The 24,245-nt window shown below is 49.0% G+C and carries 24 protein-coding genes and 2 pseudogenes; 7 read left to right on the forward strand and 19 right to left on the reverse strand.

The window, feature by feature from the left end; genetic code table 11:
- Positions 1–72 precede the first annotated feature (72 nt).
- From HGD79_RS04110 to HGD79_RS04120, 3 genes and pseudogenes are all read right to left on the reverse strand, one after another.
- Positions 73–1,479, reverse strand: a complete 1,407-nt coding sequence (locus HGD79_RS04110; RefSeq protein ID WP_000760589.1) for a PLP-dependent aminotransferase family protein — start codon at positions 1,477–1,479, stop codon at positions 73–75.
- 78 nt (positions 1,480–1,557) lie between these two features.
- Complete coding sequence (gene hicB, locus HGD79_RS04115; protein ID WP_001270286.1) at positions 1,558–1,974, reverse strand: type II toxin-antitoxin system antitoxin HicB; 417 nt, start codon at positions 1,972–1,974, stop codon at positions 1,558–1,560.
- Between the two features lie 45 nt (positions 1,975–2,019).
- Positions 2,020–2,174: pseudogene (locus tag HGD79_RS04120) on the reverse strand (mRNA interferase).
- Positions 2,175–2,395: 221 nt separating this feature from the next.
- On the opposite strand from HGD79_RS04120, the gene HGD79_RS04125 reads away from it, so the two are divergent.
- Positions 2,396–2,626 (forward strand): YncJ family protein, encoded by a 231-nt coding sequence (locus HGD79_RS04125; RefSeq protein ID WP_000494244.1) that lies wholly within the window; start codon positions 2,396–2,398, stop codon positions 2,624–2,626.
- 91 nt (positions 2,627–2,717) lie between these two features.
- Here the strand turns inward: HGD79_RS04125 and rlhA are convergent, their stop codons facing one another.
- Together rlhA and sutR are read right to left on the reverse strand one after the other, a co-directional pair.
- Positions 2,718–4,679, reverse strand: coding sequence for a 23S rRNA 5-hydroxycytidine C2501 synthase (gene rlhA / locus HGD79_RS04130; protein WP_001298803.1), 1,962 nt, complete (start codon positions 4,677–4,679; stop codon positions 2,718–2,720).
- 72 nt (positions 4,680–4,751) lie between these two features.
- Positions 4,752–5,288 (reverse strand): DNA-binding transcriptional regulator SutR, encoded by a 537-nt coding sequence (gene sutR / locus HGD79_RS04135; RefSeq protein ID WP_000429140.1) that lies wholly within the window; start codon positions 5,286–5,288, stop codon positions 4,752–4,754.
- 52 nt (positions 5,289–5,340) lie between these two features.
- Here sutR and ydcO point away from each other — a divergent pair, with 52 nt between their 5' ends.
- A complete protein-coding gene (ydcO, locus tag HGD79_RS04140; RefSeq protein ID WP_071529698.1) occupies positions 5,341–6,555 on the forward strand; it encodes a BenE family transporter YdcO in 1,215 nt (404 codons plus the stop codon).
- A 39-nt stretch (positions 6,556–6,594) separates the two neighbouring features.
- On the opposite strand, the gene HGD79_RS04145 is transcribed toward ydcO, so the two are convergent.
- Positions 6,595–7,803 (reverse strand): RNA-guided endonuclease TnpB family protein, encoded by a 1,209-nt coding sequence (locus HGD79_RS04145; RefSeq protein WP_168848310.1) that lies wholly within the window; start codon positions 7,801–7,803, stop codon positions 6,595–6,597.
- Between the two features lie 69 nt (positions 7,804–7,872).
- Between HGD79_RS04145 and tnpA the strand changes: the two are divergent.
- A pseudogene (gene tnpA / locus HGD79_RS04150) lies at positions 7,873–8,235 on the forward strand (IS200/IS605 family transposase); the annotation flags it as partial.
- 98 nt (positions 8,236–8,333) lie between these two features.
- On the opposite strand, the gene HGD79_RS04155 reads toward tnpA, so the two are convergent.
- The 3 genes from HGD79_RS04155 to tehA form a co-directional block, all read right to left on the reverse strand.
- Positions 8,334–9,002 (reverse strand): DUF3313 domain-containing protein, encoded by a 669-nt coding sequence (locus HGD79_RS04155; protein WP_001261013.1) that lies wholly within the window; start codon positions 9,000–9,002, stop codon positions 8,334–8,336.
- Between the two features lie 302 nt (positions 9,003–9,304).
- Entirely contained in the window at positions 9,305–9,898 is a 594-nt protein-coding gene (tehB, locus tag HGD79_RS04160; protein WP_000586733.1) for a tellurite resistance methyltransferase TehB, read from the reverse strand.
- Complete coding sequence (gene tehA, locus HGD79_RS04165) at positions 9,895–10,887, reverse strand: dicarboxylate transporter/tellurite-resistance protein TehA (protein WP_001296725.1); 993 nt, start codon at positions 10,885–10,887, stop codon at positions 9,895–9,897. Before tehA ends, tehB begins: the two co-directional genes overlap by 4 nt.
- A 123-nt stretch (positions 10,888–11,010) precedes the next feature.
- Between tehA and ydcK the strand changes: the two genes are divergently transcribed.
- Positions 11,011–11,991 (forward strand): YdcK family protein, encoded by a 981-nt coding sequence (gene ydcK, locus HGD79_RS04170; RefSeq protein WP_001234056.1) that lies wholly within the window; start codon positions 11,011–11,013, stop codon positions 11,989–11,991.
- Here ydcK and rimL read toward each other — a convergent pair.
- The 4 genes from rimL to HGD79_RS04190 all read right to left on the reverse strand — a co-directional run bounded on the left by rimL (position 11,986) and on the right by HGD79_RS04190 (position 16,172).
- Positions 11,986–12,522, reverse strand: coding sequence for a 50S ribosomal protein L7/L12-serine acetyltransferase (gene rimL, locus HGD79_RS04175; RefSeq protein ID WP_139496366.1), 537 nt, complete (start codon positions 12,520–12,522; stop codon positions 11,986–11,988). The two genes, ydcK and rimL, sit on opposite strands and share 6 nt — an antisense overlap.
- Positions 12,523–12,584: 62 nt before the next feature.
- Positions 12,585–12,809 carry a YdcH family protein gene (locus HGD79_RS04180; protein WP_001296778.1) on the reverse strand — a complete coding sequence of 75 codons (225 nt, stop codon included), beginning with the start codon at positions 12,807–12,809 and terminating at the stop codon, positions 12,585–12,587.
- A 139-nt stretch (positions 12,810–12,948) separates the two neighbouring features.
- Positions 12,949–14,604 carry a glucan biosynthesis protein OpgD gene (gene opgD / locus HGD79_RS04185; RefSeq protein ID WP_000375956.1) on the reverse strand — a complete coding sequence of 552 codons (1,656 nt, stop codon included), beginning with the start codon at positions 14,602–14,604 and terminating at the stop codon, positions 12,949–12,951.
- A 224-nt stretch (positions 14,605–14,828) separates the two neighbouring features.
- Complete coding sequence (locus HGD79_RS04190) at positions 14,829–16,172, reverse strand: VOC family protein (RefSeq protein ID WP_139496365.1); 1,344 nt, start codon at positions 16,170–16,172, stop codon at positions 14,829–14,831.
- Positions 16,173–16,388: 216 nt separating this feature from the next.
- On the opposite strand from HGD79_RS04190, the gene HGD79_RS04195 reads away from it, so the two are divergent.
- The gene (locus HGD79_RS04195) at positions 16,389–17,312 is read left to right on the forward strand and encodes a LysR substrate-binding domain-containing protein (RefSeq protein WP_000414560.1); all 924 of its coding nucleotides are present in this window, start codon (positions 16,389–16,391) and stop codon (positions 17,310–17,312) included.
- A 37-nt stretch (positions 17,313–17,349) separates the two neighbouring features.
- Here HGD79_RS04195 and trg read toward each other — a convergent pair whose 3' ends face one another.
- Complete coding sequence (trg, locus tag HGD79_RS04200) at positions 17,350–18,990, reverse strand: methyl-accepting chemotaxis protein Trg (protein WP_001098551.1); 1,641 nt, start codon at positions 18,988–18,990, stop codon at positions 17,350–17,352.
- Positions 18,991–19,388: 398 nt separating this feature from the next.
- Between trg and hokB the strand changes: the two genes are divergently transcribed.
- On the forward strand, positions 19,389–19,538 hold the full coding sequence (gene hokB / locus HGD79_RS04205) for a type I toxin-antitoxin system toxin HokB (RefSeq protein ID WP_001320773.1): 150 nt from the start codon (positions 19,389–19,391) through the stop codon (positions 19,536–19,538).
- Here the strand turns inward: hokB and yncP are convergent.
- From yncP to cybB, 3 genes are all read right to left on the reverse strand, one after another.
- Positions 19,516–19,584 carry a hypothetical protein gene (gene yncP / locus HGD79_RS26525; RefSeq protein WP_212591405.1) on the reverse strand — a complete coding sequence of 23 codons (69 nt, stop codon included), beginning with the start codon at positions 19,582–19,584 and terminating at the stop codon, positions 19,516–19,518. The genes hokB and yncP overlap by 23 nt on opposite strands.
- Before the next feature lie 25 nt (positions 19,585–19,609).
- The gene (locus HGD79_RS04210; protein ID WP_000731833.1) at positions 19,610–19,783 is read right to left on the reverse strand and encodes a periplasmic protein; all 174 of its coding nucleotides are present in this window, start codon (positions 19,781–19,783) and stop codon (positions 19,610–19,612) included.
- Between the two features lie 244 nt (positions 19,784–20,027).
- The gene (gene cybB, locus HGD79_RS04215) at positions 20,028–20,558 is read right to left on the reverse strand and encodes a cytochrome b561 (RefSeq protein WP_001307188.1); all 531 of its coding nucleotides are present in this window, start codon (positions 20,556–20,558) and stop codon (positions 20,028–20,030) included.
- Between the two features lie 188 nt (positions 20,559–20,746).
- On the opposite strand from cybB, the gene gap reads away from it, so the two are divergent.
- Complete coding sequence (gene gap / locus HGD79_RS04220; RefSeq protein WP_000048667.1) at positions 20,747–21,748, forward strand: type I glyceraldehyde-3-phosphate dehydrogenase; 1,002 nt, start codon at positions 20,747–20,749, stop codon at positions 21,746–21,748.
- A 41-nt stretch (positions 21,749–21,789) separates the two neighbouring features.
- On the opposite strand, the gene aldA is transcribed toward gap, so the two are convergent.
- Together aldA and ydcF are read right to left on the reverse strand one after the other, a co-directional pair.
- Positions 21,790–23,229, reverse strand: coding sequence for an aldehyde dehydrogenase (aldA, locus tag HGD79_RS04225; protein ID WP_000115944.1), 1,440 nt, complete (start codon positions 23,227–23,229; stop codon positions 21,790–21,792).
- Positions 23,230–23,425: 196 nt separating this feature from the next.
- On the reverse strand, positions 23,426–24,226 hold the full coding sequence (gene ydcF, locus HGD79_RS04230; protein ID WP_001027942.1) for a DUF218 domain-containing protein YdcF: 801 nt from the start codon (positions 24,224–24,226) through the stop codon (positions 23,426–23,428).
- Between the last annotated feature and the right edge of the window lie 19 nt (positions 24,227–24,245).

A 24,245-nucleotide genomic window follows, 5' to 3' on the forward strand; every position in this document is an offset into this window, starting at 1 on the left:
AAGGGGTTAGGAAATATGACTGCTATTCGAAATTCATATTACCCAATCTAAGAGGAATTAAATTAAACGCTATTACAGCCGTTCTTGAATAAGTTTGCCTAATTGTTTTACCGCCTGTTCTTCACGTTCTCCCCACTGCCACGCGGTATTAAAACGAAAAAAACGTGACCAGTTTTCACCGGTAGAAAACATTTTACCCGGCGCAATACTGATATGATGCGTCAGTGCCGCCAGGCTTAATTCGCCGGCATCTAACGGCTCGGGGAGCTCCAGCCAGAGAAAATAACCGCTGTCACTATGATGAATTTTAACTTCCGCAGGCAGATAACGCAGCAGTGCCTGCCAGGCACGTTGTTTACGTTCCGCAAGCTGGCGACGCAGGCGACGAAGATGGGCGTCGTATCGGCGCGTGGAAAGGTAATCCACCAGCGCAAGCTGCATCGGTGAGCTGGTGGAAAGCGTACTCATCAACTGCAAGCGTTGAATTTTACGTGCATGTTTTCCGGCGGCGACCCAACCAATACGAAAACCAGGCACCAGACATTTCGAAAACGAAGAGCAATGCAAAACGCCATCGTGGCGATCCCACGCTTTCGCAGGCAGCGGTTTTTCCCGTCCAAAATAAAGTTCGCTGTAAACGTCATCTTCAATCAGCGTTACGTTGTACTGATTGAGTAACGCCACCAGTTGTGCTTTTTTTTGCGGCGTTAAGGTAAATCCGAGTGGGTTCTGGCTATTAGTCATCAGCCAGCACGCTTTCACCGGATAATCCTGCAACGCCAGTTCCAGCGCCTGAAGATCGATCCCTTCTTTAACATCCGTCGCCACCGATAACGCCTTCAGCCGTAGCCGCTCCAGCGCCTGCAACGCACCGTAGAAACAAGGATTCTCTACTATCACCCAATCGCCCGGTTCAGTTACCGCTTGCAAACTGAGGTTTAATGCCTCTAACGCCCCGGCAGTAATGACAATTTCATCAGGAGAAATGGTGATGCCCTGTAAGGCATAGCGACGAGCAATAGCCTGACGCAGTTCTGCGTTTCCTGGCGGTAAGTTTTCAATCACGCTCATCGCTGTGGCGGTTTTGCTTACCTGCGCCAGCGAGCGGTTTAGTTGTTGGAGGGGGAAAAGTCGCGGGTCGGGAAAGGCCGAGGCAAACGGAACGACCGACGGATCGCGACTGGCCTGCAACATATCAAAAATATAAGTGTTGATATCGACTGCTTCATCTCGAGTGACTGGAATGACTGGCGCTTTCGGCATTTTTATTGCCTGTGGCGCAACGTAATAACCCGACTGCGGTCGCGCGATAATATATCCCAGACTTTCGAGCAACTGATAGGCATGGCTGACAGTCATAAAGCTCATGCCAGAAAGCGCCACCTGGTCACGCAACGAAGGCAAACGATCGCCGGGTTGCCAGATACCCGACGCAATCTGCTCGCGTAATTGTTCTGCAAGCTGCTGGTATTTTTTCATTATCGAATCGTAATTATGTGCAGATGATTCGGCAGTCTATATCAGTTGTTAAAAATGACAACTTTTCGTTAACTGTAATTAAACCATCACCAGCGATAACTCTTTGCCAAGCGCCTTTGCCGCAAGCTGGACGGCGTCGATTTTTGTCGCATGGTGCAAGTTAAATAGGCGAGTAATCTCCTGTTTAGGTTTGCCAATTCGCCTGGCTAACTCTTGCTGAGTGATTTCTGACTGTAAAAAAGCATTTAACAGCAATACTTTAGAGGCGACGCTCAAAGGTACTTCAATAAAGTGATCATGACTATTTAATGGCGAAGGTAACGGGATAAGCTCGTTATCTTCAAAATAAAAATCAAATGCGGTCAGTAAAGCATCTTTTGCCGCTTCCATCGCTTCAGCGACAGTTTCGCCCTGCGTCAACGCTTCAGGGATATCCACAAAAGAAACCATATAACCGCCTTCCGGCGCGGGTGTAAGAGTGACGGGATAACGCATAATTTCGACTGTCTCTCGCATGTCATTAACCTTTTTAATTGGCGATTAACTCAAACCGAGTTGTTTCAGGATTGCTTTACGCAGGAGTGACGCGGCATGACACTGCGCCTCCCATGAAACCTGAGTTTCAAATGGTTGCGGCCATTCGCTACATCGACGCCCTGAGATTCGAGCCAACGTCTGAACTCGCTTTGTTTCACATCGCCTCCCTGCCGCTGAGTATATCAACAAAGTAAACATTAGTGTTTACCTCTGTGTGTAATTTGCTCGAAAATAGCACTAAATCGCCGCAACGGCAGAATGCAATGCAAAATCAGGAAGGAAGATTCCAGAATTTCTTTGCGCTAATTTGCAAAACTGAATAATAACCTCAAGAAACGATCGGCATCATAGCGGCAAAAGGTAAGAAAAAGGTGGCAGGATGTTTACGAAGGCGTTATCGGTTGTCTTATTAACGTGTGCGCTGTTCTCAGGACAACTCATGGCAGGGCACAAAGGACATGAATTTGTGTGGGTAAAGAATGTGGATCATCAGCTGCGTCATGAAGCGGACAGCGATGAATTGCGTGCTGTGGCGGAAGAGTCGGCGGAAGGTTTGCGCGAGCATTTTTACTGGCAAAAATCGCGCAAACCAGAAGCGGGACAACGTTGAGTCATTTGTTGCCGGATGCGGCGAGACGCCTTACCCGGCAGGCAATATCATGCAGATTCAATGAGTTGTGAGTAACCAGAAAACTGGCGTTTTACCCTTTTCGCTTAGGCAATGTTTTCAGCAGCTCATCCGGACTTACGGATGCCACTACGCTTCCCGGTAACGGCATTTTCAGTATGTGATTTTTGATTTTGCCAATGACGTGCATCTCGCATGGGCGGCAATCAAACTTTAGCGTTAATACTTCATCGCCGTTAACCAGTTGCATTGGCGTCGCCTTCCAGCTTTTGATATTGCCTTTCGCCTGTTTCGGGCACAGATTAAAGGCAAAGCGCAGACAATGCTTGGTGATCATCACCGGGACTTCGCCCTTCTCTTCATGTGCTTCATACGCCGCGTCAATCAGCTGCACACCATAGCGATGATAAAATTCACGCGCTTTCTGGTTGTATACGTTCGCGAGGAAACTCAGATGCGTTTGCGGATAAACCGGCGCAGGATCAGCAACCGGTTTACGGCTGCCGCGCTGGTAACTGGCAAGACGCGCAGCATCCAGCATGTCAGCAGCTTCACGGCGGAACTGGTTTAACAGACTGTTTGGTACAAACAGCGCCCCCGGCAAATTAATTTGCACATCGCGGGCGTAATAGAGGGTTTGCCCCAGTTTTGCCAGACCATCCTTCAGATTGTTCATTGCTTTTTCGGCGTTATTGGCTTCGTCGAACTGCCCGTCCAGCGTATGCGTGATGCTGACACCCTCTTCACTGGTGAGGGTCAGAATCAGTTGTTCCTGCCAGCCGCCCAGTTCAATGTCTACCGCCACCCGACGTTCGCTGGAGGTTTTTGTCAGTGCCTGCTGCCAGTTATGATCAAGATTACGGTTTAGTGGGTGATGTGGACGAATTTTGTGCAAATCTGCTGGCATTTCATTGGGCCAGACGCGGTACTGATTTTCTCTGGTTTTCTCGACCGTATTGGCACGAAAACCGATGACTTCACGTTTAATCATCACGTTCAGGCCATCACCATTTGCCAGTGGCTCGGTGACGGCAACATCGAGATGATCTTTCGCCACTTTCAATACTTCACCCACCGGCAGGCCGATAAATTTCGGCGAATCGAACGCGCCAATATCGCCTTTACGGGCATTCACAAAATAATCTGTGCTACCACGGTGGAAAGTCTTTTCCGTCGATGGAACAAAGAAATGTTCAGTACGACCTGATGAAGCACGCGTCAGATCGCCACGTTCTTCAATAATGGCATCCAGCATCTGGCGATAATGGGCGGTGATATTCTTCACGTAGCTCATATCTTTGTAACGCCCTTCAATCTTGAAGGAGCGTACGCCAGCATCAATCAGCGCGCCGAGGTTGGCTGTCTGATCGTTATCTTTCATCGACAGCAGATGTTTTTCATAGGAAACCACCCGCCCCTGATCGTCTTTCAATGTGTATGGCAAACGGCACGCCTGCGAGCAATCGCCACGGTTGGCGCTACGCCCTGTTTGCGCATGAGAAATGTAGCACTGACCCGAATAGGCCACGCACAGTGCCCCATGAATAAAGAATTCAATGGTCGCGTCCGTAGCCTGGTGAATCGCGCGGATCTGATCAAGATTCAGCTCTCGCGCCAGCACAATCTGCGTGAAGCCAACATCAGAGAGGAACTTCGCTTTTTCAACTGTACGAATGTCGCACTGCGTACTGGCGTGCAGTTCAATCGGCGGAATATCAAGTTCCAGAATCCCCATATCCTGAACAATCAGCGCATCGACACCGGTCTGGTAGAGGTCAGTAATCAGCCGTTGCGCGGGTTCCAGCTCATCATCATGCAAAATGGTGTTAAGCGTGACGAAAATTTTTGCACCATAACGATGGGCAAACGGCACCAGCTCGGCAATATCTTTCAGGCTATTACTGGCATTATGACGGGCACCAAAACCAGGGCCGCCGATATAAACAGCATCGGCACCGTGCAAAATAGCTTCGCGGGCAATGGCGGCATCGCGTGCCGGGCTTAACAGTTCAAGTCGATGAGAAGATACGGTCACATTCTTATCCAGTAGCTGAAAAATGGCGGCTATTTTAGCCACAAGCGCGACGTTGCGAAATAGTTTTCCCGCTTAACTGCGCGGGTAATGGATGAGGGAATGAAAATGTACGGTTTGCTCCCCACCATTACGATAGATATGCGTGACGTCTGCAGCAAATCGAACGCCTTCCCCACAATTAAGGGTCTGCCATTCCCCATCAACGCACAGATCAAGTTGTCCATCAATGACGACGACATGTTCGATTACCCCCTTCTCATGGGGCGTCGATTCGCTTATTGCACCGGGTGCCATCTGAATCGAGAAGTGTTCAAAGCAGAGTTGTGGATCATAAGGAAACAGCGAAGTGATCACCATCGCGTGCTGTTGTGGATCATAAACTGAAGGCGTAGCGGGCTGCGGCGGAGAAATAAATGTTGAAAATGGTACGTTCAACCCGGTGGCAATTTTCCATAATGTCGCGACCGTCGGACTGGACTCATTACGCTCAATCTGCCCTAACATTGCTTTAGAAACGCCCGTCGCTTCTGCCAGTCGCGAAAGACTCCAGCCGCGCTGCTGGCGTAGTTGTTTAAGTGTGGTGGATAAAAAGCGAGCGAGATTTTCCATGCGACTCCTCCGGCAAAACGGAAGTTTATCACTTGTGCGTTATAACGGACAAATGCTACGGTGCCTGTACGCTATAACGCACGAGGTGACTATGCGTCTGTTTTCTGTTCCTCCACCCACGCTACTGGCGGGGTTTCTGGCGGTATTAATTGGCTACGCCAGTTCAGCGGCAATAATCTGGCAAGCAGCGATTGTCGCCGGAGCCACCACTGCACAAATCTCTGGCTGGATGACGGCGCTGGGGCTGGCAATGGGCGTCAGTACGCTGACTCTGACATTATGGTATCGCGTACCTGTTCTCACCGCATGGTCAACGCCTGGCGCGGCTTTGTTGGTCACCGGATTGCAGGGACTAACACTTAACGAAGCCATCGGCGTTTTTATTTTCACCAACGCGTTAATAGTCCTCTGCGGCATAACGGGACTCTTTGCTCGTCTGATGCGCATTATTCCGCACTCGCTTGCGGCGGCAATGCTTGCCGGGATTTTATTACGCTTTGGTTTACAGGCGTTTGCCAGTCTGGACGGTCAATTTACGTTGTGTGGAAGTATGTTGCTGGTATGGCTGGCAACCAAGGCCGTTGCGCCGCGCTATGCGGTAATTGCCGCGATGATTATTGGGATCGTGATCGTTATCGCGCAAGGTGACGTTGTCACAACTGATGTTGTCTTTAAACCCGTTCTCCCCACTTATATTACCCCTGATTTTTCGTTTGCTCACAGCCTGAGCGTTGCACTCCCCCTTTTTCTGGTGACGATGGCATCGCAAAACGCACCGGGTATCGCAGCAATGAAAGCAGCCGGATATTCAACTCCTGTTTCGCCATTAATTGTATTTACTGGATTGCTGGCACTGGTTTTTTCCCCTTTCGGCGTTTATTCCGTCGGTATTGCGGCAATCACCGCGGCTATTTGCCAAAGCCCGGAAGCGCATCCGGATAAAGATCAACGTTGGCTGGCAGCTGCCGGTGCAGGCATTTTCTATTTGCTCGCAGGTCTGTTTGGTAGTGCCATTACCGGGATGATGGCTGCCCTGCCCGTAAGTTGGATCCAGATGCTGGCAGGTCTGGCGCTGTTGAGTACCATTGGCGGCAGTTTGTATCAGGCGCTGCATAATGAGCGTGAGCGCGACGCGGCGGTGGTGGCATTTCTGGTAACGGCAAGTGGATTGACGCTGGTCGGGATTGGTTCTGCGTTCTGGGGATTAATTGCCGGAGGCGTTTGTTACGTGGTGTTGAATTTAATCGCTGACAGAAACCGATATTGACATCCTCCACGCCCTGAAGGACGTGGATCCCTGCTACGTTCAGGCTGTCGCCTGAATCATTTCGGTGGGTTCCTGCTTCAACGGGCGGCCTGACTGCACCATCCCTCCACAGGCAAGAACGGCGTGCCCCGCCGCTAAAATGTTACGAGCGCCGTTTACATCGGCGTTCGCTGTATATCCACATACCTGGCATCTGAATTTACTTTGTGACAGACGATTTTCTTTCGCTGTATGACCACAGCACGCGCAACGCTGGCTTGTATACGCTGGCGGAACAGCAAGCACCTGACCGCCACTCCAGAGCTGCTTGTATTCAAGCTGGCGGCGCATTTCATACCAGCCCTGATCCAGTATCGAACGGTTTAAACCTGATTTTGCCCGGACATTGCGCCCCGGCTGGCTGACCGTACCCGCTGCTGACTTTGACATGTTGCTGACCTTCAAATCCTCAATGACTATCATTGCGTGGTTTTTGCTGACGGTCGTTGTGACTTTGTGAAGGTAGTCCCTGCGGATATTTGCGATACAGGAATGCAGTCGCTGTATTTTGCGTTTCTGCTTCTGCCAGTTGTTGCTGAATTTGACCTTGCGGCTTAACTGTCGCTGAAGTCTCGCCGGCGTCTTCTGTTTTTTCTGAAAACTGTTTACAGGCTCAAAGACTGTGCCATCTGACAGCGTGGCGAGTTTAGCCACGCCAGCATCCAGCCCGACCATTGATGCTGAAGGGTGAACCGGAGTTGATACTTCACTTTCTGTCTGAATACTGATGTACCACTTACCGCAGGACTGGCTGACAGTGACATTTTTCACAACTCCCGTGACCTGACGGCTGTTCCGGTAGCGCATCCAGCCCAGTTTCGGCAGAAAAATACGGCTGTTTTCCTGATCGAGCTTAACGCCCTGCGGGTAGCGGAATGCATCATTCTGTCCCCGCTTTTTGAATCGGGGAAAAGCAGCCCGCTTCTGGAAGAAGTTTTTGTAAGCCCGCTCAAGGCCTTTCAGTGACTGTTGCAATGGCTGTGAGGGCGAATCTTTAAGCCATTGCGTTTCAGTGGCGTTTTTCCACTCAACCAGCCAGGAAGCCATTTTCCCGTAAGGGATGTATTTATTACCGGCCTCATGATTCTCATTCTGAAGCGCCAGAGCACGATTGAAAACGAAACGACATGCGCCTGCGAAGCGCCTCATTTCACGCTCCTGTTGACCACCGGGTCTTAACTGGAATTTAAATGCCTGTAATCGTTTCACAGGCCAAATGATACTTTGGTCTATGAATAAAGAAACCGATATCCGACGGGGAAGCATTGTGTTTTCCTGATGCATGTTCACCTGGTCTTTGTCACCAGATACCGACGTCAGATTTTTGACTATGACGCGACAGAAAAACTACGCACTTACTTTTCAAATGTATGTGCTGATTTTGAAGCTGAACTGGTTTAAATGGATGGCGAACCAGATCACGTCCATTTGTTAATTAACTATCCTCCCAAACTGGCGATATCCAGTCTGGTAAACAGCCTCAAAGGCGTATCGAGTAGGTTACTGCGACGAGATCGACCAGATATTGCAGTCAGGTATTACTACAAAGGCGTTTTGTGGAGTCCTGGCTATTTTGCCAGTAGCTGCGGAGGTGCGCCAATATCCGTCATCCGCCAATACATTGAACAACAGCAAACACCTGGTCAGGTGGAAAACCGCGCCTTATATCCCCGCCCTGAAGGATGGGGTTTTACGGCGCACCGGATAAAAAGCGCCATCTAACGATGGCGCGTCTGGAACTACTTTTTGTTAACGTCAAACATGGTGGCATCGGTCGCCATGTCATCAATAACTTGTTTAATATTTTCGAAAGCCATTGGCGTACTTTCGTTATTCAGGTCTTTACCTTCGCCCTGACGAACGACTTTGATAACCGGTTTATTAGTCGCTGCATCAATCAGCTCACCTTCAAAATAGAGGCGAGTATCCATGGTACGGTGGCCTGTAGCCATTTGTGTCCCCGCAACCACTAATGCAACAGGAACCACTTCATAGAATTGCAGCCCTTCTTTGCTGGTATCTACACCGGTAATGGCCCCACGGAAAATCAGACTACGCGGCCCAGCGGTGGTAACCAGTGGTTTACGCTGCGCTATCGCTTCTTTCATTTCGGTGTTGGTATAGTTCAAAATTTTATCCAGAACTTTCTGCCCTACCTGGGTAGAAGGTTTTGGTACCGGATAATAAGTGATTGGGTTCCAGACGATGCTGTCATATTTGCTTTGATCAAAACTCGGGTCTACCCAACGTAAAACAGGTTTACCTGTTGCTGAGGTTGTTTCTTTTAAATCAGAGTAATTGTTTAAAAAACCAGAATATTTATCTGGCTGGGTGATTTTAGAGGCACAACCAGACAGAGCCAACAAGCCGCATAAAGCTGCAACTTTCGCAAATGATGTGGTACGCATGAATAGTTTCCTGAGATGATTATATTACTTTCTAAGTTATAGCAAAAAGCGCCGCTTCGTGTTGTGGCAAAAAAAGTGTTGGTGAAAATAAATTTTTCAGCCCCTTTTCAGACGACATAGTCAATGCCGAAAAAGGGGCTAAGTCAATCATCAGTAGTTAAATTTCAGTAAGTTAAGCTGCTAAAAAACTTCGACTACTGTGATTAATTTCACATCCCTTCGATAAAAAATATGCTTACCGAAAAGAAGAACAGTAAATCATCTCAGCGTGGGGAATTTTCACGCGCCTTATTCTTAGCGGGTCATTTTTTACGTGCCAGCATCGTGGCGAAACGCAGTTTAATACGATTACCGTTGGCGTCGGTGCGGTGCAGTTCGCCGACGTCTTCATTGTATTTCACCCTCTCCCAGCCTTCGTAATATCGACGTAATTCTCCCTCTTTGAAGGCAAACGGGAAGCCGACGGTACATGGATAATCAGCGGTATCCATCGCCGCCACAATCAGGTTGTAACCACCAGGTTTAGTGCAACGTTGCATATTGACAATCAGCCCTGGGATGGTTTTAGCCTCAAGGAACATCAGTACCACAGTCGAAAGAATAAAATCGTACTGTCTATCAAATGTGAGGTTATTCAGATCAACGACTCGGGTGTGTAAATTATCCAGATTTTCAATGGATTTAATGCGCTCGACGTTGGCGATACTCATGGCATTTTTATCCCATGCGTCAACATCATAACCATTGGCTGCCAGGTAAAGACTGTTACGACCATTGCCACAGCCCAGATCCAGCGTTTTACCCGGTTTAACCACTTTCACCGCTTCCAGTACTTCAGAGTGTGTGCGGGTTAATTCATATTTATCAGTAAAATAGTTTTCGTCACGAATGATCATTCTTTGTCCTCTGCTTTCATTAAAACGGCGCGCTCGGTTCTGACTAACAATTTTCCCTGCATCAGAAGCGCAAAAGTACGGATGAGCAGTATTGCAATAATAAAATTGGTAAAGATAAACAGCGGCACCGCCAGCGTATGGAAAAATCCATTATCGCTGCCACTCCCCAGATGCAAACCGGTGGTTGCCAGTGCAGATACGCCGAACGAGAAACTCCAGAATGAAGCATTAAATGGCTGGGAGAGATACCATGGCATCAGACGTAGCATAAACAGCAGTTGCAGCAGTCCATAACCGAAAAGCATTTTCGCCAGCGTGTCACCCTCGCCGCCGTTGACGCTCAGCCAGGCACTACAAGCCACCAGCGCAGGAGCGAGCTGAATGCCGAGTGATGTCCGCAGTGCCGTGGGTAATTCTCCCGAACTGCGCAGACGCTGCAAGATCACCGGTTCAAGGCTTAGCCATGAGAAAACGCCTGCGCCTAAAAACACCAGACCGGCGTCGGTGTAGCCCAACGCACCACAGGCCATTGCGCTGATAAAGTTGTTGGCAACTGTCGGCAGATACAGTCCAGGCGTGGTAGCTTCTTCAGGGTGAGATCCGCGCCATAATCCCGCAGTTTGCCAGGCGGCATAAGCCAACTGAACCACGACACCAAAACTGAACAGGCACACCGCCAGTGGGCGAAACCACGGAACAAAACCAATCGCCACCAGCATCGTCGTTGCCGGAAACAAACTCACAAAACTGCTCAGCACTGGATGGCGAACTTCCGCCAGCACGCTATGCGGAAAGCGTATGAGTCGGGTAATAAATGCGCTAGTTAATAATCCCCAGATGATCATCGCCAGAATCACCAGCCCATCCCCTAACCAGTGGCTGACCTGCCAAACCTGGCTGGCATAGCGCCAGGCAAATCCCATCCCTATCGTCCCCAACACAATACCAAAGTAGCCTGCCGGCAAATTGAGCACTTTATCGCTCTGCATCTTCTTACTCATTTTGTTTAATTTATAAAGTATATTTGAAATGCATTTTATGGAATTTTCTCGAGCATAGCCAGAGCCGCAGAATTTGCTACGGTTATAGTAAGTCACCTGTGGGAAAACGCTATGCGCAAATATCGTCTAAGTGAAGAACAGCGAGCCTTTAGTTATCAGGAAGATGGCACTAAAAAAAATGTGTTATTACGGCAGATTATCGCCATTAGCGATTTTAACGATGTGATAGCAGGAACCGCTGGCGGCTGGATCGATCGCGAAACGGTGTTAGCACAGGAAGGAAATTGCTGGATTTACGACCAGAATGCTATTGCGTTCGGCGGAACGGTGATTTCCGGTAATACGCGCATCACCGGCACCAGCGTACTGTGGGGAGAGGTTTACGCAACGGATAATGTCTGGATCGATAATAGTGAAATCAGCCAGGGTGCATACATAAGTGACAGTGTCACCATTCATGACTCATTAGTTTACGGGCAATGTAGAATATTTGGTCACGCCTTAATTGATCAACATTCTATGATCGTCGCCGCACAAGGCTTAACGCCCGACCATCAACTCCTGCTCCAAATTTATGATCGCGCAAGGGTTAGCGCCTCGCGTATTGTCCACCAGGCACAAATTTATGGCGATGCCGTCATCCGGTATGCTTTTATTGAACATCGTGCCGAAGTTTTTGATTTTGCCAGTATTGAAGGTAATGAAGAGAACAACGTCTGGCTATGCGATTGCGCTAAAGTCTACGGTCACGCGCAGGTGAAAGCTGGCATAGAAGAAGATGCCATTCCAACGATTCATTACAGTTCGCAGGTGGCGGAATATGCCATTGTGGAAGGTAATTGTGTGTTAAAACATCATGTCTTGATTGGCGGAAATGCCGTGGTACGTGGTGGACCGATTCTGCTCGACGAGCACGTTGTAATACAAGGTGAGAGCCGTATTACAGGTGCGGTGATAATTGAAAACCATGTGGAGTTAACCGACCACGCCGTCGTTGAAGCCTTTGATGGCGACACGGTTCATGTCCGTGGTCCAAAAGTCATTAACGGCGAGGAGCGCATTACGCGAACGCCGCTGGCAGGGTTATTATGAATCGATAATACGCGCGTATAAGTTCACATCATCATAGGCATCATTCAGGAACTCAGCCTGTTTCAGGCAACCTTCAAGGATAAAACCATTGCGCAAAGCGAGCTGGTTGCTTTGCGGATTGTCCACCCGACATTTGATCACGAAGCGTCTAAGTTCACCAGACTGGGCGTAATGATGAATCAATGCCTGCAGCGCCTGAGAAATGATCCCCTGCCCCTGATGAGATTCGTCCAGCCAGTAGCCTATTTCAGCGGTTTTATTCAGTGGTTCAATACGATTAAACGAGATAACGCCGATAAGTTCATCTTCTTTGAAAATCATGAACATTTTGGCATAGCCGCGTTGATGCAACATCACATTACCCTGCACCGTTTTTCGCGTGTCCTCTTCACTCTGAACGAACTGCGGCCAGTTTAGCGACTGCTGTAACCAGGTTTTATTTTTACAGATTAACTGATAAAGAGGAGTGACGTGATTTTCTGCAACAGCATGTAATTCAAGTGATTCGCTTACTTTTATCGTTTCAGTCATCTTATCTCCAGTCAATCCATGCAGTTGTTAAAAAAGCCGCCTGGCTGGCGGCTTAGGAAAGTTTATACCTCTTTGACGCTCTCCTGCTGCAGGATTTTGAGCATCTCATCTTTTAACTGTAGCTTTTGTTTTTTCATGCGGACCACTTCCGCATTGTACCCTCGACCGTCGGAACCTTCCTTTCTGGCAATTTCATGATCAAGTTTATTGTGTTTATCGAACAAGGACATAAAGCGAGGATTTTCGTTTTTCAGACGGGATATTAAATCTCGATATTCTGGAAACATACGCACTCCCTGTTAGTGGCTGACAAGGTGTATCTGAAATACACACCATCAGATTACTCATTTAACTTAGGGAAAAATGCGAGCGGGATCGTGTTTAACCAGACGGCACCTCCCGAAGAAGGTGCCGAAGAAAAAACGATTAACTCATCACGCGGTCGTCAACATACTGACGTTTATCCGGCGCTGGCGGGAAATACTGATACAGCCATGTTTCACTGATAGCGTCGCCCTGACAACGCAGATACATCCGCATATCGACCGGATCAGTGGAGTCCGAAGTCGGATACCAGTCAAACTGAATACGATAACCATCAATGGGTTCAATATAGAGAATTTCGATTTGCTTCGCTTCCCCACTGGAAAGCGTAATCACCGGCTCAATGCCTTTTGGTGCGGCAGCTTTCAGATCACCACCAACGAAATCGACGGCAAAACGACGCGCCCATTTTTCGGGATAGTGTTCACCTGGTGCCCAACCTTCCGGGAAACCGCCCATGCCGGTACGCGTCGCCATAACGCGCGCTAATGGGCAATGAACAGGCGGTTGCGCACTCCAGTACAGACGATACTGGAATGCAAACTCATCACCCGCCTTTACAGCTTTTTCTGGCTGCCAGAAGCAGACAATGTTATCCAGCGTTTCGCCCGTTGTTGGGATTTCCATCAGGCCGATGGTGCCCTTACCCCACTTGTTACGCGGTTCCACCCACAGACTTGGGCGTTTGTTATACCAGCCCATAATGTCCTGATAATGGGAGAAATCACGATCCAGTTGCAATAAACCAAACCCTTTCGGGTTGTTGTCGGTGTAAGCATTGAACTGCAATTTTTGCGGATTATTCAGCGGACGGCAAATCCACTCGCCGTTGCCCCGCCACATGGACAGACGATCAGAGTCATGAATTTGCGGATGAATGGTGTCGCACATCCGACGTTCATTAGTACCGCAGCTGAACATACTGGTCATCGGCGCAATGCCCAGCTGTTTAATGTCTTTGCGCGCATACAGGTGATTTTCCACATCCATAATCACCTGACTTTTCTCACAATGGATAGTGAACTTATAGGCACCAGTAATGCTGGCGCTATCGAGCAACGCATAAACGGTAAAGGTAGTTGCCCCCGGTTTTACCGTATCAAACCAGAAGGCGGTAAAGTCGGGGAACTCTTCTTTACTGTCGGTGTAAGTGTCAATCGCCAGGCCGCGGGCCGACAAACCGTATTGATATGTGTCATCAACGGCGCGGAAATAACTCGCTCCGAGGAATGATACTACATCACGGCGCGCCAGTTCGGGGGCTTTAAACACGCGAAAACCGGCAAAGCCGAGATCGCTTTGCCCTTCTAATTGTTTGGTATCAACACCTGCATCGTTGTATTTGAACAACTCCGGGCGAAAGTGAATTTCACGCGCCAGATGTGTTGCTGGATCTACAGAAAACATACGAACGCGGCGACGGAATCCCATTCCCATATGGAAGAACTGAGCGTCCAGTTGACGGTTCTCAACGTTATGCCAGAGCGATTTTTCGGCGTCGTATTGAATACTGTTATAAGCCTGCGGCGTCATTGTCGCCAGCGTGTCAGGTAACGGACGAGGCGCACCACGCCACGCTGTTTGCGCTAAGTCGTGCGCCATTGACTGTAGAATGGAGAAGTCAAAACGCTGGGTTTGCCCGTCGGCAATATCAGAATCTGCCGCGAATGCCGCCTGAGAAAAAAGAGAAGCAATGCCGCTGGTACCGCACACGGCGGCCATAGCCATTGAACCTTTAATAAATCGTCTACGATCCATACCTGAAAGTGAGTCCTTCTGGTGTTGTGAATGGTCCCGCGCTGGTCGTTTTCAGCGGCAAGAAAGTGCTTATTTATGACCGCTCACTCTAGACAATATTTATTAATAATCCAATTGTTGAACTCAGAGAATATGCATAAATCGGCAATTTTTTTATGTCGATGGGATGAGCCTGATTCGTTTGTAAAATCAGGCAAATTTTTGCAAAGGCGGATGGTCAGAATTTAAAGCAAACCACAGCGACGTTTACTGCGTTCTTCCGCTTCCTGATAAAGCTGGAACTCATCCAAAACCGGACAACCCAACGCCTGCTCAAATGCCTCGCGACTGGCATTACCGTGATTGCGTGCCTGCGTTTCATTACCCAGATTTGACTGGAAGATCCCCGCCGCGCTAACGGGCAAGAAATCTTCATAGGTAATGGGTTGCGCCGCGACCCAACCACGTTCAATTAAGGGCTGTGGATCGTCTCCGGGATGAATCGCCTGACGATGCGCCTCACCTGAAGGCGTCAGACGGTACCGGAACCATGCCAGCCCTTGCTGACGCATTAAAAACTCACTGTCAGGAAAAGTGCGGAAGGTTTCCTGTAAATGCATTTGGTGAGTGAGATTATCCTGCCCGGTTCCAGCGTTACGCAGAAGATCATCATACAGTTGTCGCCCTTTCGGCGTTAATGCCACGCCACGCTGCTCAATTTCACCAAAGCGCGCGGTATGCGTGCCCTGTTTCTGCCCCGCAAACAACACCGTCTCTTCCAGTGCTTTAAAGCTGGTCTGGCGTAGTAAAATCGGTACCTCGCGGCGCGGCGGCCCCTCGATGAGAATTTTGGGTTCAATTCCGCATTCAGGCATTATCGACTGCACCCGGTCAATATCCAGCGTACGTGGCGTCAGGTGGTTGATATGGCATCCAGGAAAACAGACCACATCAGCAATCAACCGATGTTCGTTGTGCAAGGCGCGATAGGTTTCTTCATCTACCGTTGCTGACTGGTGCCAGCGAAACGTTTCCAGGGCTTCCTGCACAAACTCCTGTGCCTGTGTTTCGTTAAAACCGCCCTGCTGCTCATATTCCTCTAACAGTTGTCGACAACGTGGGGTGAAGATATCGCGCTGACGCAGAATCTCCGCCGCTTTCTGGCGCAAAATTTCGTTCTCGATAAGCTCAAGGCGGAGTAAGGAGGTAAAAACGCGGAAGGGATTACGCGCCAGAGAAGCATCATCAATGGGCCGAAATGCTGTCGAATGTACCGGCACCCCTGCCTGCGAGAGATCGTAATAGCTCACCGGGTACATCCCCATAATGGCAAACATCCGCCGAAGAGTAGCAAGCTCTTGTGCAGTCCCAACGCGAATCGCCCCATGACGTTCAACATTCAGTCGCGCCAGCTCGTCTGCATTTACCATTTTTTCGTGCAGTTGAGGATTGTTTTCCAGCACAGCCAGATTCACATCAGCTACCAGTTCCAGCAGCGTGCCATATTGCGGAACTTCTTGCTGGTACATGGCTGACATTGCCTGCGAAAACTGTTCCCGAATCTCATCCGCCGTGATGCTGTTCGCCATAGTATCTGCCTCCAGTGGTCAGTAATCTGGAGTGTAGGTAACCGCATTCACTCTGGCGGGAAGAATTTACAAACTGTGATCTCGCCGCGAAAACATCAATATTATCCATTTTGCTGTAACATAATTGCTTTAATTGTTAATAATATTTTGCAATCAAGTTATCATAATCAAACAACTTCACTTGTCAGCGACACCGCTTCGTTTTTAACATCGCTTATGGAAAAAAATAGTCTGTTTAGTCAGCGCATCCGTTTGCGCCACCTTCATACATTCGTAGCTGTCGCACAACAAGGAACTTTGGGGCGCGCGGCTGAAACCCTTAATTTGAGTCAACCTGCGCTCTCTAAGACATTGAATGAACTGGAGCAGCTGACTGGCGCTCGCTTGTTTGAGCGTGGTCGTCAGGGGGCGCAACTTACCTTACCCGGCGAACAATTTTTAACGCATGCAGTCAGAGTTCTTGACGCCATCAACACTGCCGGACAGTCGCTTCATCGTAAAGAAGATCTTAATAATGATGTCGTCAGGGTTGGTGCACTACCTACTGCGGCACTGGGGATATTACCTTCGGTTATAGGTCAGTTTCATCAGCAACAAAAAGAGACGACCTTGCAAGTTGCGACAATGAGTAACCCTATGATTCTGGCGGGTTTAAAAACCGGGGAAATCGATATCGGCATTGGTCGGATGTCAGATCCTGAACTGATGACCGGGCTTAATTACGAACTGCTGTTTCTTGAATCGCTGAAGCTGGTTGTCCGCCCTAATCACCCGCTACTTCAGGAGAACGTAACGCTAAGCCGGGTGCTGGAATGGCCGGTCGTTGTATCACCAGAAGGCACTGCGCCACGCCAGCATTCAGATGCATTAGTGCAGAGCCAGGGCTGTAAAATTCCTTCGGGTTGTATCGAAACGCTGTCTGCTTCGCTATCTCGTCAACTTACGGTTGAATACGATTACGTGTGGTTTGTCCCTTCTGGCGCTGTAAAAGACGACCTGCGTCATGCCACGCTGGTGGCCCTGCCTGTTCCGGGACATGGTGCAGGCGAACCGATTGGAATACTGACCCGCGTAGATGCGACGTTCTCTTCTGGTTGCCAGTTGATGATTAACGCTATTCGAAAATCAATGCCGTTCTGAAAGGTGAAGGGATCTGTCGATCCCTCCTTGAACATTTTCACACCGTAGCGAAACTAACTGGTTCACCCGCTCCGCGAGGTTCTGCCGACACAGAATGTTTGTGCAGACGGAATACATCCACCGCCTCAGTTAATCGTGCCGCCTGTTCTTCAAGGGACACCGCCGCCGCTGAGGCCTCTTCTACCAGAGAAGCATTCTGTTGCGTCACCTTATCCATTTCAGAAATCGCCTGGCTAACCTGCGTTATGCCTCTACTTTGTTCATCCGAGGCGGCGGCGATTTCCTGCATGATATGTGTGACACTCGCGACGGCATCAACAATAGTGCTCATGGTTTTCCCTGCCGTTGCCACCTCATCCGACCCCAGGTCAATTAACCTGACTGATTCACTGATCAAGCCTTCAATCTCTTTCGCCGCTTGGGCGCTGCGGCTTGCGAGTGTCCGTACTTCGCTGGCGACAACGGCAAATCCACGGCCTTGCTCACCCGCTCGCGCGGCTTCAACGGCAGCATTCAGTGCCAGAATATTCGTCTGGAAAGCAATACTGTTGATGACGGCGGTGATCTCGGAAATTTTCTTCGAACTTGTAGAGATAGCGCCCATCGTTTTTACTACACCGGAAACCGTCTGCCCGCCATCGCTGGCTTTAATAGAAGCCTCTTGCGCCAGTTTGCTGGCATGATGCGCGTTATCCGCATTCTGTTTCACCGTCGCAGTGAGTTGCTCCATGCTAGCGGCAGTTTGTTCGATAGCCGCCGCTTGTTCTTCGGTGCGAGATGACAGGTCCGCATTGCCAGCTGAAATTTCGCTGGTGCCACGATAAATCTCTTCCGCACCCTGTCGAACAGTCCCTACTGTCATCCCCAGTGAATGCTGCATTTGCTGTAAATGACGATTTAAGCGACCGATTTCATTACGACCCGCCGGTTCATCGTTCATCGTCAGATCGCCACTAGCGATTTTTTCAATCCGTTGTGCGGCATGTTGCAGTGGACGAATGACGATCCGACGTATCACCATAAATGTTATCAGCGTCATGACCAGGGCAAGCACAAACGCGCCAATCATGAACATCCCACCCAGGCGGGTGCGCTGATGGGCCAGTTCCGCCAGTTGGTTGGCTCTGGTGCTACGTATCTTAACGGCTTTGTTCAAAATATCGGTATAAGCATTATCCAGCGGTCGGATCTGCTCACTTTCATGATTAATAATCGCTTCAAACATGCCATTTTTGGCATATTTCAACATAGGTTGCATACCCGTGATATAAGCCTGAAAGCGTTGATTTAATTCAGTGTCGAGGGCTTCATCAGCAGGTGTTTTCACCGGCCGATTCTGATAAGCACGATAACCTTGCTGCGACTGTTTAATCTCCGATTCGGCTTGCGCAATATTTCGCTTCATTGCTTCCATTTCCGCAATACGACTCGCAGCCCCGGCCTGAATCATATTGATCCGGGCTGAACGCAAAAAATCTGAACTGTTCGCTAACCCGGTCCGAATCTCAATCTCCGCAGTAACATCACGCTGATCGCGATCGGCCTGCCAGAGGAAATAGCCAGCCAGAGCAGAACTTAATGCGAATAGAACTAAGATACCGCCAAGAATGCAGGCAAATAACGGAACCAGTCTGATGTGATGCAAAAAACCTAATCGCTGTGAGGGAGTTGTATTCATTACCGTTGTCTCTCGTCCAGGTTTACTCCTGATAGAAAGTCATCGGCACTTGACGGTAATTACTTATGACCAAAAACCTCTTTGCGTCACATTTTTACAACAATTATTGCAGAGAAAATTAATGCTATTGGAATGAAGAGAGTAACGAATGGCTAAACTGGCTAACCCGAATGACGAAAAATTCTGGAAAACAGCACGCAATTTCGTGAAGTGATTATTTTCGTCCCTAAGGAAACCTCATAGGATGCCTGCGGGTGCCTGAGACTTTCTGTTTTCAGGCTAACCGGGAATCAGAAAGACGAAGGCCCCGACCGATATTTCTATCAACCGAGGCCAACGAATGAACCTAGCAATTCAGATCTTAGCCTCTTACCCGCCATCCGGCAAGGAGAAAGGCTATGAAGCACAACCCTCTGGTGGTGTGTCTGCTCATTATCTGCATTACGATTCTGACATTCACACTCCTGACCCGACAAACGCTCTACGAACTGCGGTTCCGGGACGGTGATAAGGAGGTTGCTGCGCTCATGGCCTGCACGTCCAGGTAAGGGCAAGCGCGGGGATTTTCCCCGCGCATCTGACTAGCAGATTCATTTTCTCATGGCACCCCTTTTACACTTCAGTTAGTGCATGTTTTTTTCGAGGCACTAATAGAACCATCATTACAGACAAATTTGCCGCCTGCCGTACAGTGTGAGATCCCCCCTTTCGAACCAGAACAGGGTTTGCGCCCGGCATCGGCATAAAAGGAAACAAGCGTTCCCATAAACAAAATAAGTGCCAGTTTTTTCATATAACCTCCATGGTTTATCGAATCTTATGTTCGATTTGAACGTTATACGCTGGTTTATTTTGATACCGTTGATGAGATCAAAGATCGGGTGAATTGATTAAAAATAAGCCAGATGGACGTATGGGCAAGGATTATGGTTTTATTTGTCATACAAATAAATATAATAGGCGCTTCCGATGTAGACCCGTATTCTTCGCCTGTACCACGGGTCGGTTTTAGTACAGGCGTTTTCTTTAAATATCCTTCAGGAACGTTTACGCGGCATCATGCGTAGAAGTGTGTTGTCCTTCCAGAAATAGTGGTGTGCCAGTGCAGCCGCAGCGTGCAACCCGATGACAAAATATCCCAGATTCGCCAGCGTCTCATGCCACGACTTTAAGCTATCAACCCGTTCGAAATTGGCCTCTGAAGCGTAAGGCATCGTCAAACCAAACGCAAACCACGGGTTGCCCCGGTTATACATCATCACCAAACCAATCACTGGCAGCGCAATAAACAGGAGATAAATCACCAAATGTCCCAAATGCGCCAGTCCCGTCATCATCGGTTTTGGCTTAGGTATAATCGGCGGGGTTGGGTATTTCAGTCTTAACAAAAGACGAACCACCATCAGCACGAGAATTGAGATACCACAGGAAACATGAACCATGTTGATGAGTGGCCGATCGCTACGTGGGAAGAAACCACGAAACTCCATTGCGCAATACGCTGCGATAACCAGCAAAAAGACCAGCCAGTGAATGCTGATTTGTAACCTTGAGTATTTATTTTCCATAACATTTCCTGCTTTAACATAATTTTCCGTTAACATAACGGGCTTTTCTCAAAATTTCATTAAATATTGTTCACCCGTTTTCAGTACGTTACGTTTCACTGTAAGAATGGAGATTGCCCATCCCACAATCCTGGTCTAAGCCTGGAAAGGATCAATTTTCATCCGAATGTTCCTGACAGGAGAAAACCATGAGTAAAGTTGGTATTAACGGTTTTGGTCGTATCGGTCGACTGGTGTTGCGTCGATTACTTGAAGTCAAAAGCAACATAGACGTTGTCGCTATTAATGATCTCACTTCCCCAAAAATTCTCGCCTACCTGCTGAAACATGATTCAAACTACGGACCATTCCCCTGGAGCGTTGATTTTACGGAAGATTCACTTATCGTTGATGGGAAAAGTATCGCGGTTTACGCCGAAAAAGAGGCTAAAAATATTCCGTGGAAAGCGAAAGGTGCAGAAATCATTGTCGAATGTACTGGCTTTTATACCTCCGCCGAGAAATCGCAGGCGCATCTTGATGCTGGTGCGAAGAAGGTGTTGATTTCCGCCCCTGCCGGTGAAATGAAAACTATCGTTTATAACGTCAATGACGACACTCTGGATGGCAACGACACCATTGTTTCCGTGGCGTCATGCACCACTAACTGTCTTGCGCCGATGGCCAAAGCCTTGCATGACAGTTTCGGGATAGAAGTCGGCACGATGACGACCATTCATGCCTATACTGGCACCCAGTCACTGGTGGATGGCCCACGTGGTAAAGATTTACGTGCTTCACGCGCAGCGGCAGAAAATATCATTCCCCACACTACGGGGGCGGCAAAAGCCATTGGTCTGGTGATCCCGGAACTGAGCGGCAAACTGAAAGGTCATGCGCAACGCGTGCCGGTGAAAACAGGTTCGGTCACTGAGCTGGTGTCCATTCTCGGAAAAAAAGTGACTGCCGAAGAGGTGAATAACGCACTTAAACAAGCAACCACCAATAACGAGTCATTTGGTTATACCGATGAAGAAATAGTCTCTTCCGATATCATTGGCAGCCATTTCGGTTCGGTGTTTGATGCCACGCAAACGGAAATTACCGCCGTGGGCGATTTACAACTGGTGAAAACGGTCGCCTGGTACGATAACGAATATGGCTTCGTCACGCAGCTTATTCGCACCCTCGAAAAATTCGCTAAACTCTGACGCGCACAGGCGGAGGAAAAAACCTCCGCCTCTTTTACTCATTACGACTGTAAATAAACCACCTGGGTCTGCAGATATTCATGCAGGCCATGTTTACCATCTGCGCCGCCAATACCGGATTTACGCCATCCGGCGTGGAAGCCTTGCATAGCTTCGAAGTTTTCACGGTTGATGTAAGTTTCACCAAACTTCAGCCCTTTAATGGCTTTCATCGCGACGTTCAGATTTTGGGTATAGATTGATGAGGTCAGGCCGTAATCACTGTCATTAGCCATTGAGATAGCATCTTCCAGCGTGTCAAATGCGACCACCGGCAGAACCGGGCCAAAGGTTTCCTCATGCATAATCGACATTTCCTGGCGAACATCCAGCAGCAATGTCGGCGGATAATAATATCCTTTCCCGTCTACTGCTTTGCCACCCAACGCCACTCTCGCCCCTTCTTCTACTGCGCGCGCCACTTTTTGCTCGACCCTTTCCAGCGCCGCGGCGTTAATCAACGGCCCCATCGCAATGTCGTTGCGTTCAGCGGGGTTACCAAATTGAACCGCCTGCATCGCTTCACCCAGCCGATTGACGAACTGATCATAAATGCCTTTCTGTACATAAACACGTTCTGCACAGTTACACACTTGCCCACTATTAATGACGCGTGAATCAACGATGGCTTTGACTGCCAGTTCAAGATCGGCATCGTCCATTACGATAGCTGGTGCTTTACCACCCAATTCCAGGCACACTTTGGTGATGTTTTTCGCCGCAGTCGCCATAATCTTCTCACCTGCAGAGACGCTGCCTGTCATACTGACCATTGCGACCTTTGGGTTACCCGCCAGTTCTTGCCCAACGGTTTCACCACGCCCCAGTACAAGGTTAAACACGCCGCGCGGAAGGCCTATTTCATCGACGATTTTGGCGAATGCAATCGCATTGTTTGGCGTAAATTCACTGGGTTTAATGACGATGGTATTACCGGTCAAAAGAGCGGGAGCCATTTTGCGGGCAATGAGGAAGAACGGGAAGTTCCACGGCAGAATGCCGGTAGTCACACCAAGCGCACGTTTAAACAAAAGAATATTTTCTCCTGGACGATCGCTTTGAATAATCTCGCCCTCGTAACGCCGTGCCCACTCCGCCATGTAATCGATATAGTCGGCAGTAAAAGCCACTTCGACTTCAGCCAGCTGCTGGATCTTGCCCCCTTCTTCAACAATCAGCGCACTGATTTCACTGGCGCGTTCGCGGATGCCGGCGGAGATTTTGCGCAACCAACTGGCGCGTTCAATAGCAGGCAACGCTTCCCATTCTGGTTGTGCACGTTCTGCTGCATCGATTGCCTTACGGGCATCCTCGGCCTGACCATCGGGTATGCGGGAAATGACAGCCTCTGTAGCAGGGTTTACCACATCAATCCATGCGTCTCCACGCCAGGTAACAAACTGTCCATCGATATACATAGGATGTTGAACGGGTACTGACATGGGCGACTCCTGTGATTTATATGTTTGTTTTCGGTGAATGCATTGTTAATTAACATCAATCATCAGAGAGACGGCATCGTGAAAGGACAATTCTGTGAAGGGCTTCATAAAAACAAGTGTAAAAGGAATAAAAGGCAGAAATAAAAGTCAGGAGTCATGCCCGTTTGCAAACAAGTGGTTCACAAACGGGCAATTTTTAACGTAACGAGCGACTTTCCATCGCCTCGATGAGCACCGCATCATGTTTCAGCGTTTGCCATGCATGGATGACTTCTGCCGGAAAATCAACGTGAACGATAAAATCTCGCCCGCGGGGACCGTAGCCATCGCTATCATCGCGTAAACGCGGCAGCTCGCCAGTGAGTAGTGAGAGATAACGCTCAACCGGCCATAATCCTTGTAACTGATTAATAAAGATTACACTGTCTGCGTTATTTCCTAACTGAGGAACGAATCCGGGATAACTTAACCAGCGTGGTGCATCGGGATTGTCCCCAGTCATACGGCGGAACGTCGCCATCGTGCGCCGCTGCATGGTGGGGTCCTGAACAACGATAGCCGTATGAACTCGTTCTACGGCCTGATTCAATAGCGCGATGCTAAAGCGTGCGTTTTCACCGCAGTTTGTTGACTGGTCTTCAATCCAGATTTTTTCATGCGGAATGTGCCAGAACTGATGAGCGATATCCGCCAGGATGGTCGCTTCTGCTCTGCCAGTGGTGCGGATAGTGTTGTAGTGCGGATGCTGTGCGATGGCGCTATACAAAAAAGTTGTCGAGTGACCGATACCACCACTAATCAGTAAAGGAATTTGCTGATCGCGAGCAATCTTACATGCCGCGTCGATAGTCGGCATAACCGCATTGCCTGCAAGGATCACGCAATCGGCCTGATACGGCACCTCACCGGAGAAATCATCCTGCGCCAGCCACTGTCCGATAACATTTATGGCATCTATAGTTGCCGGCGAAAGCGTCGGAAACGGGGTAATGTTCATGGTTCCTCCTTATCGTTCC

Origin of the sequence: Escherichia sp. SCLE84 (assembly GCF_012584495.1) — a bacterium.
GTDB lineage: Bacteria > Pseudomonadota > Gammaproteobacteria > Enterobacterales > Enterobacteriaceae > ECMA0423.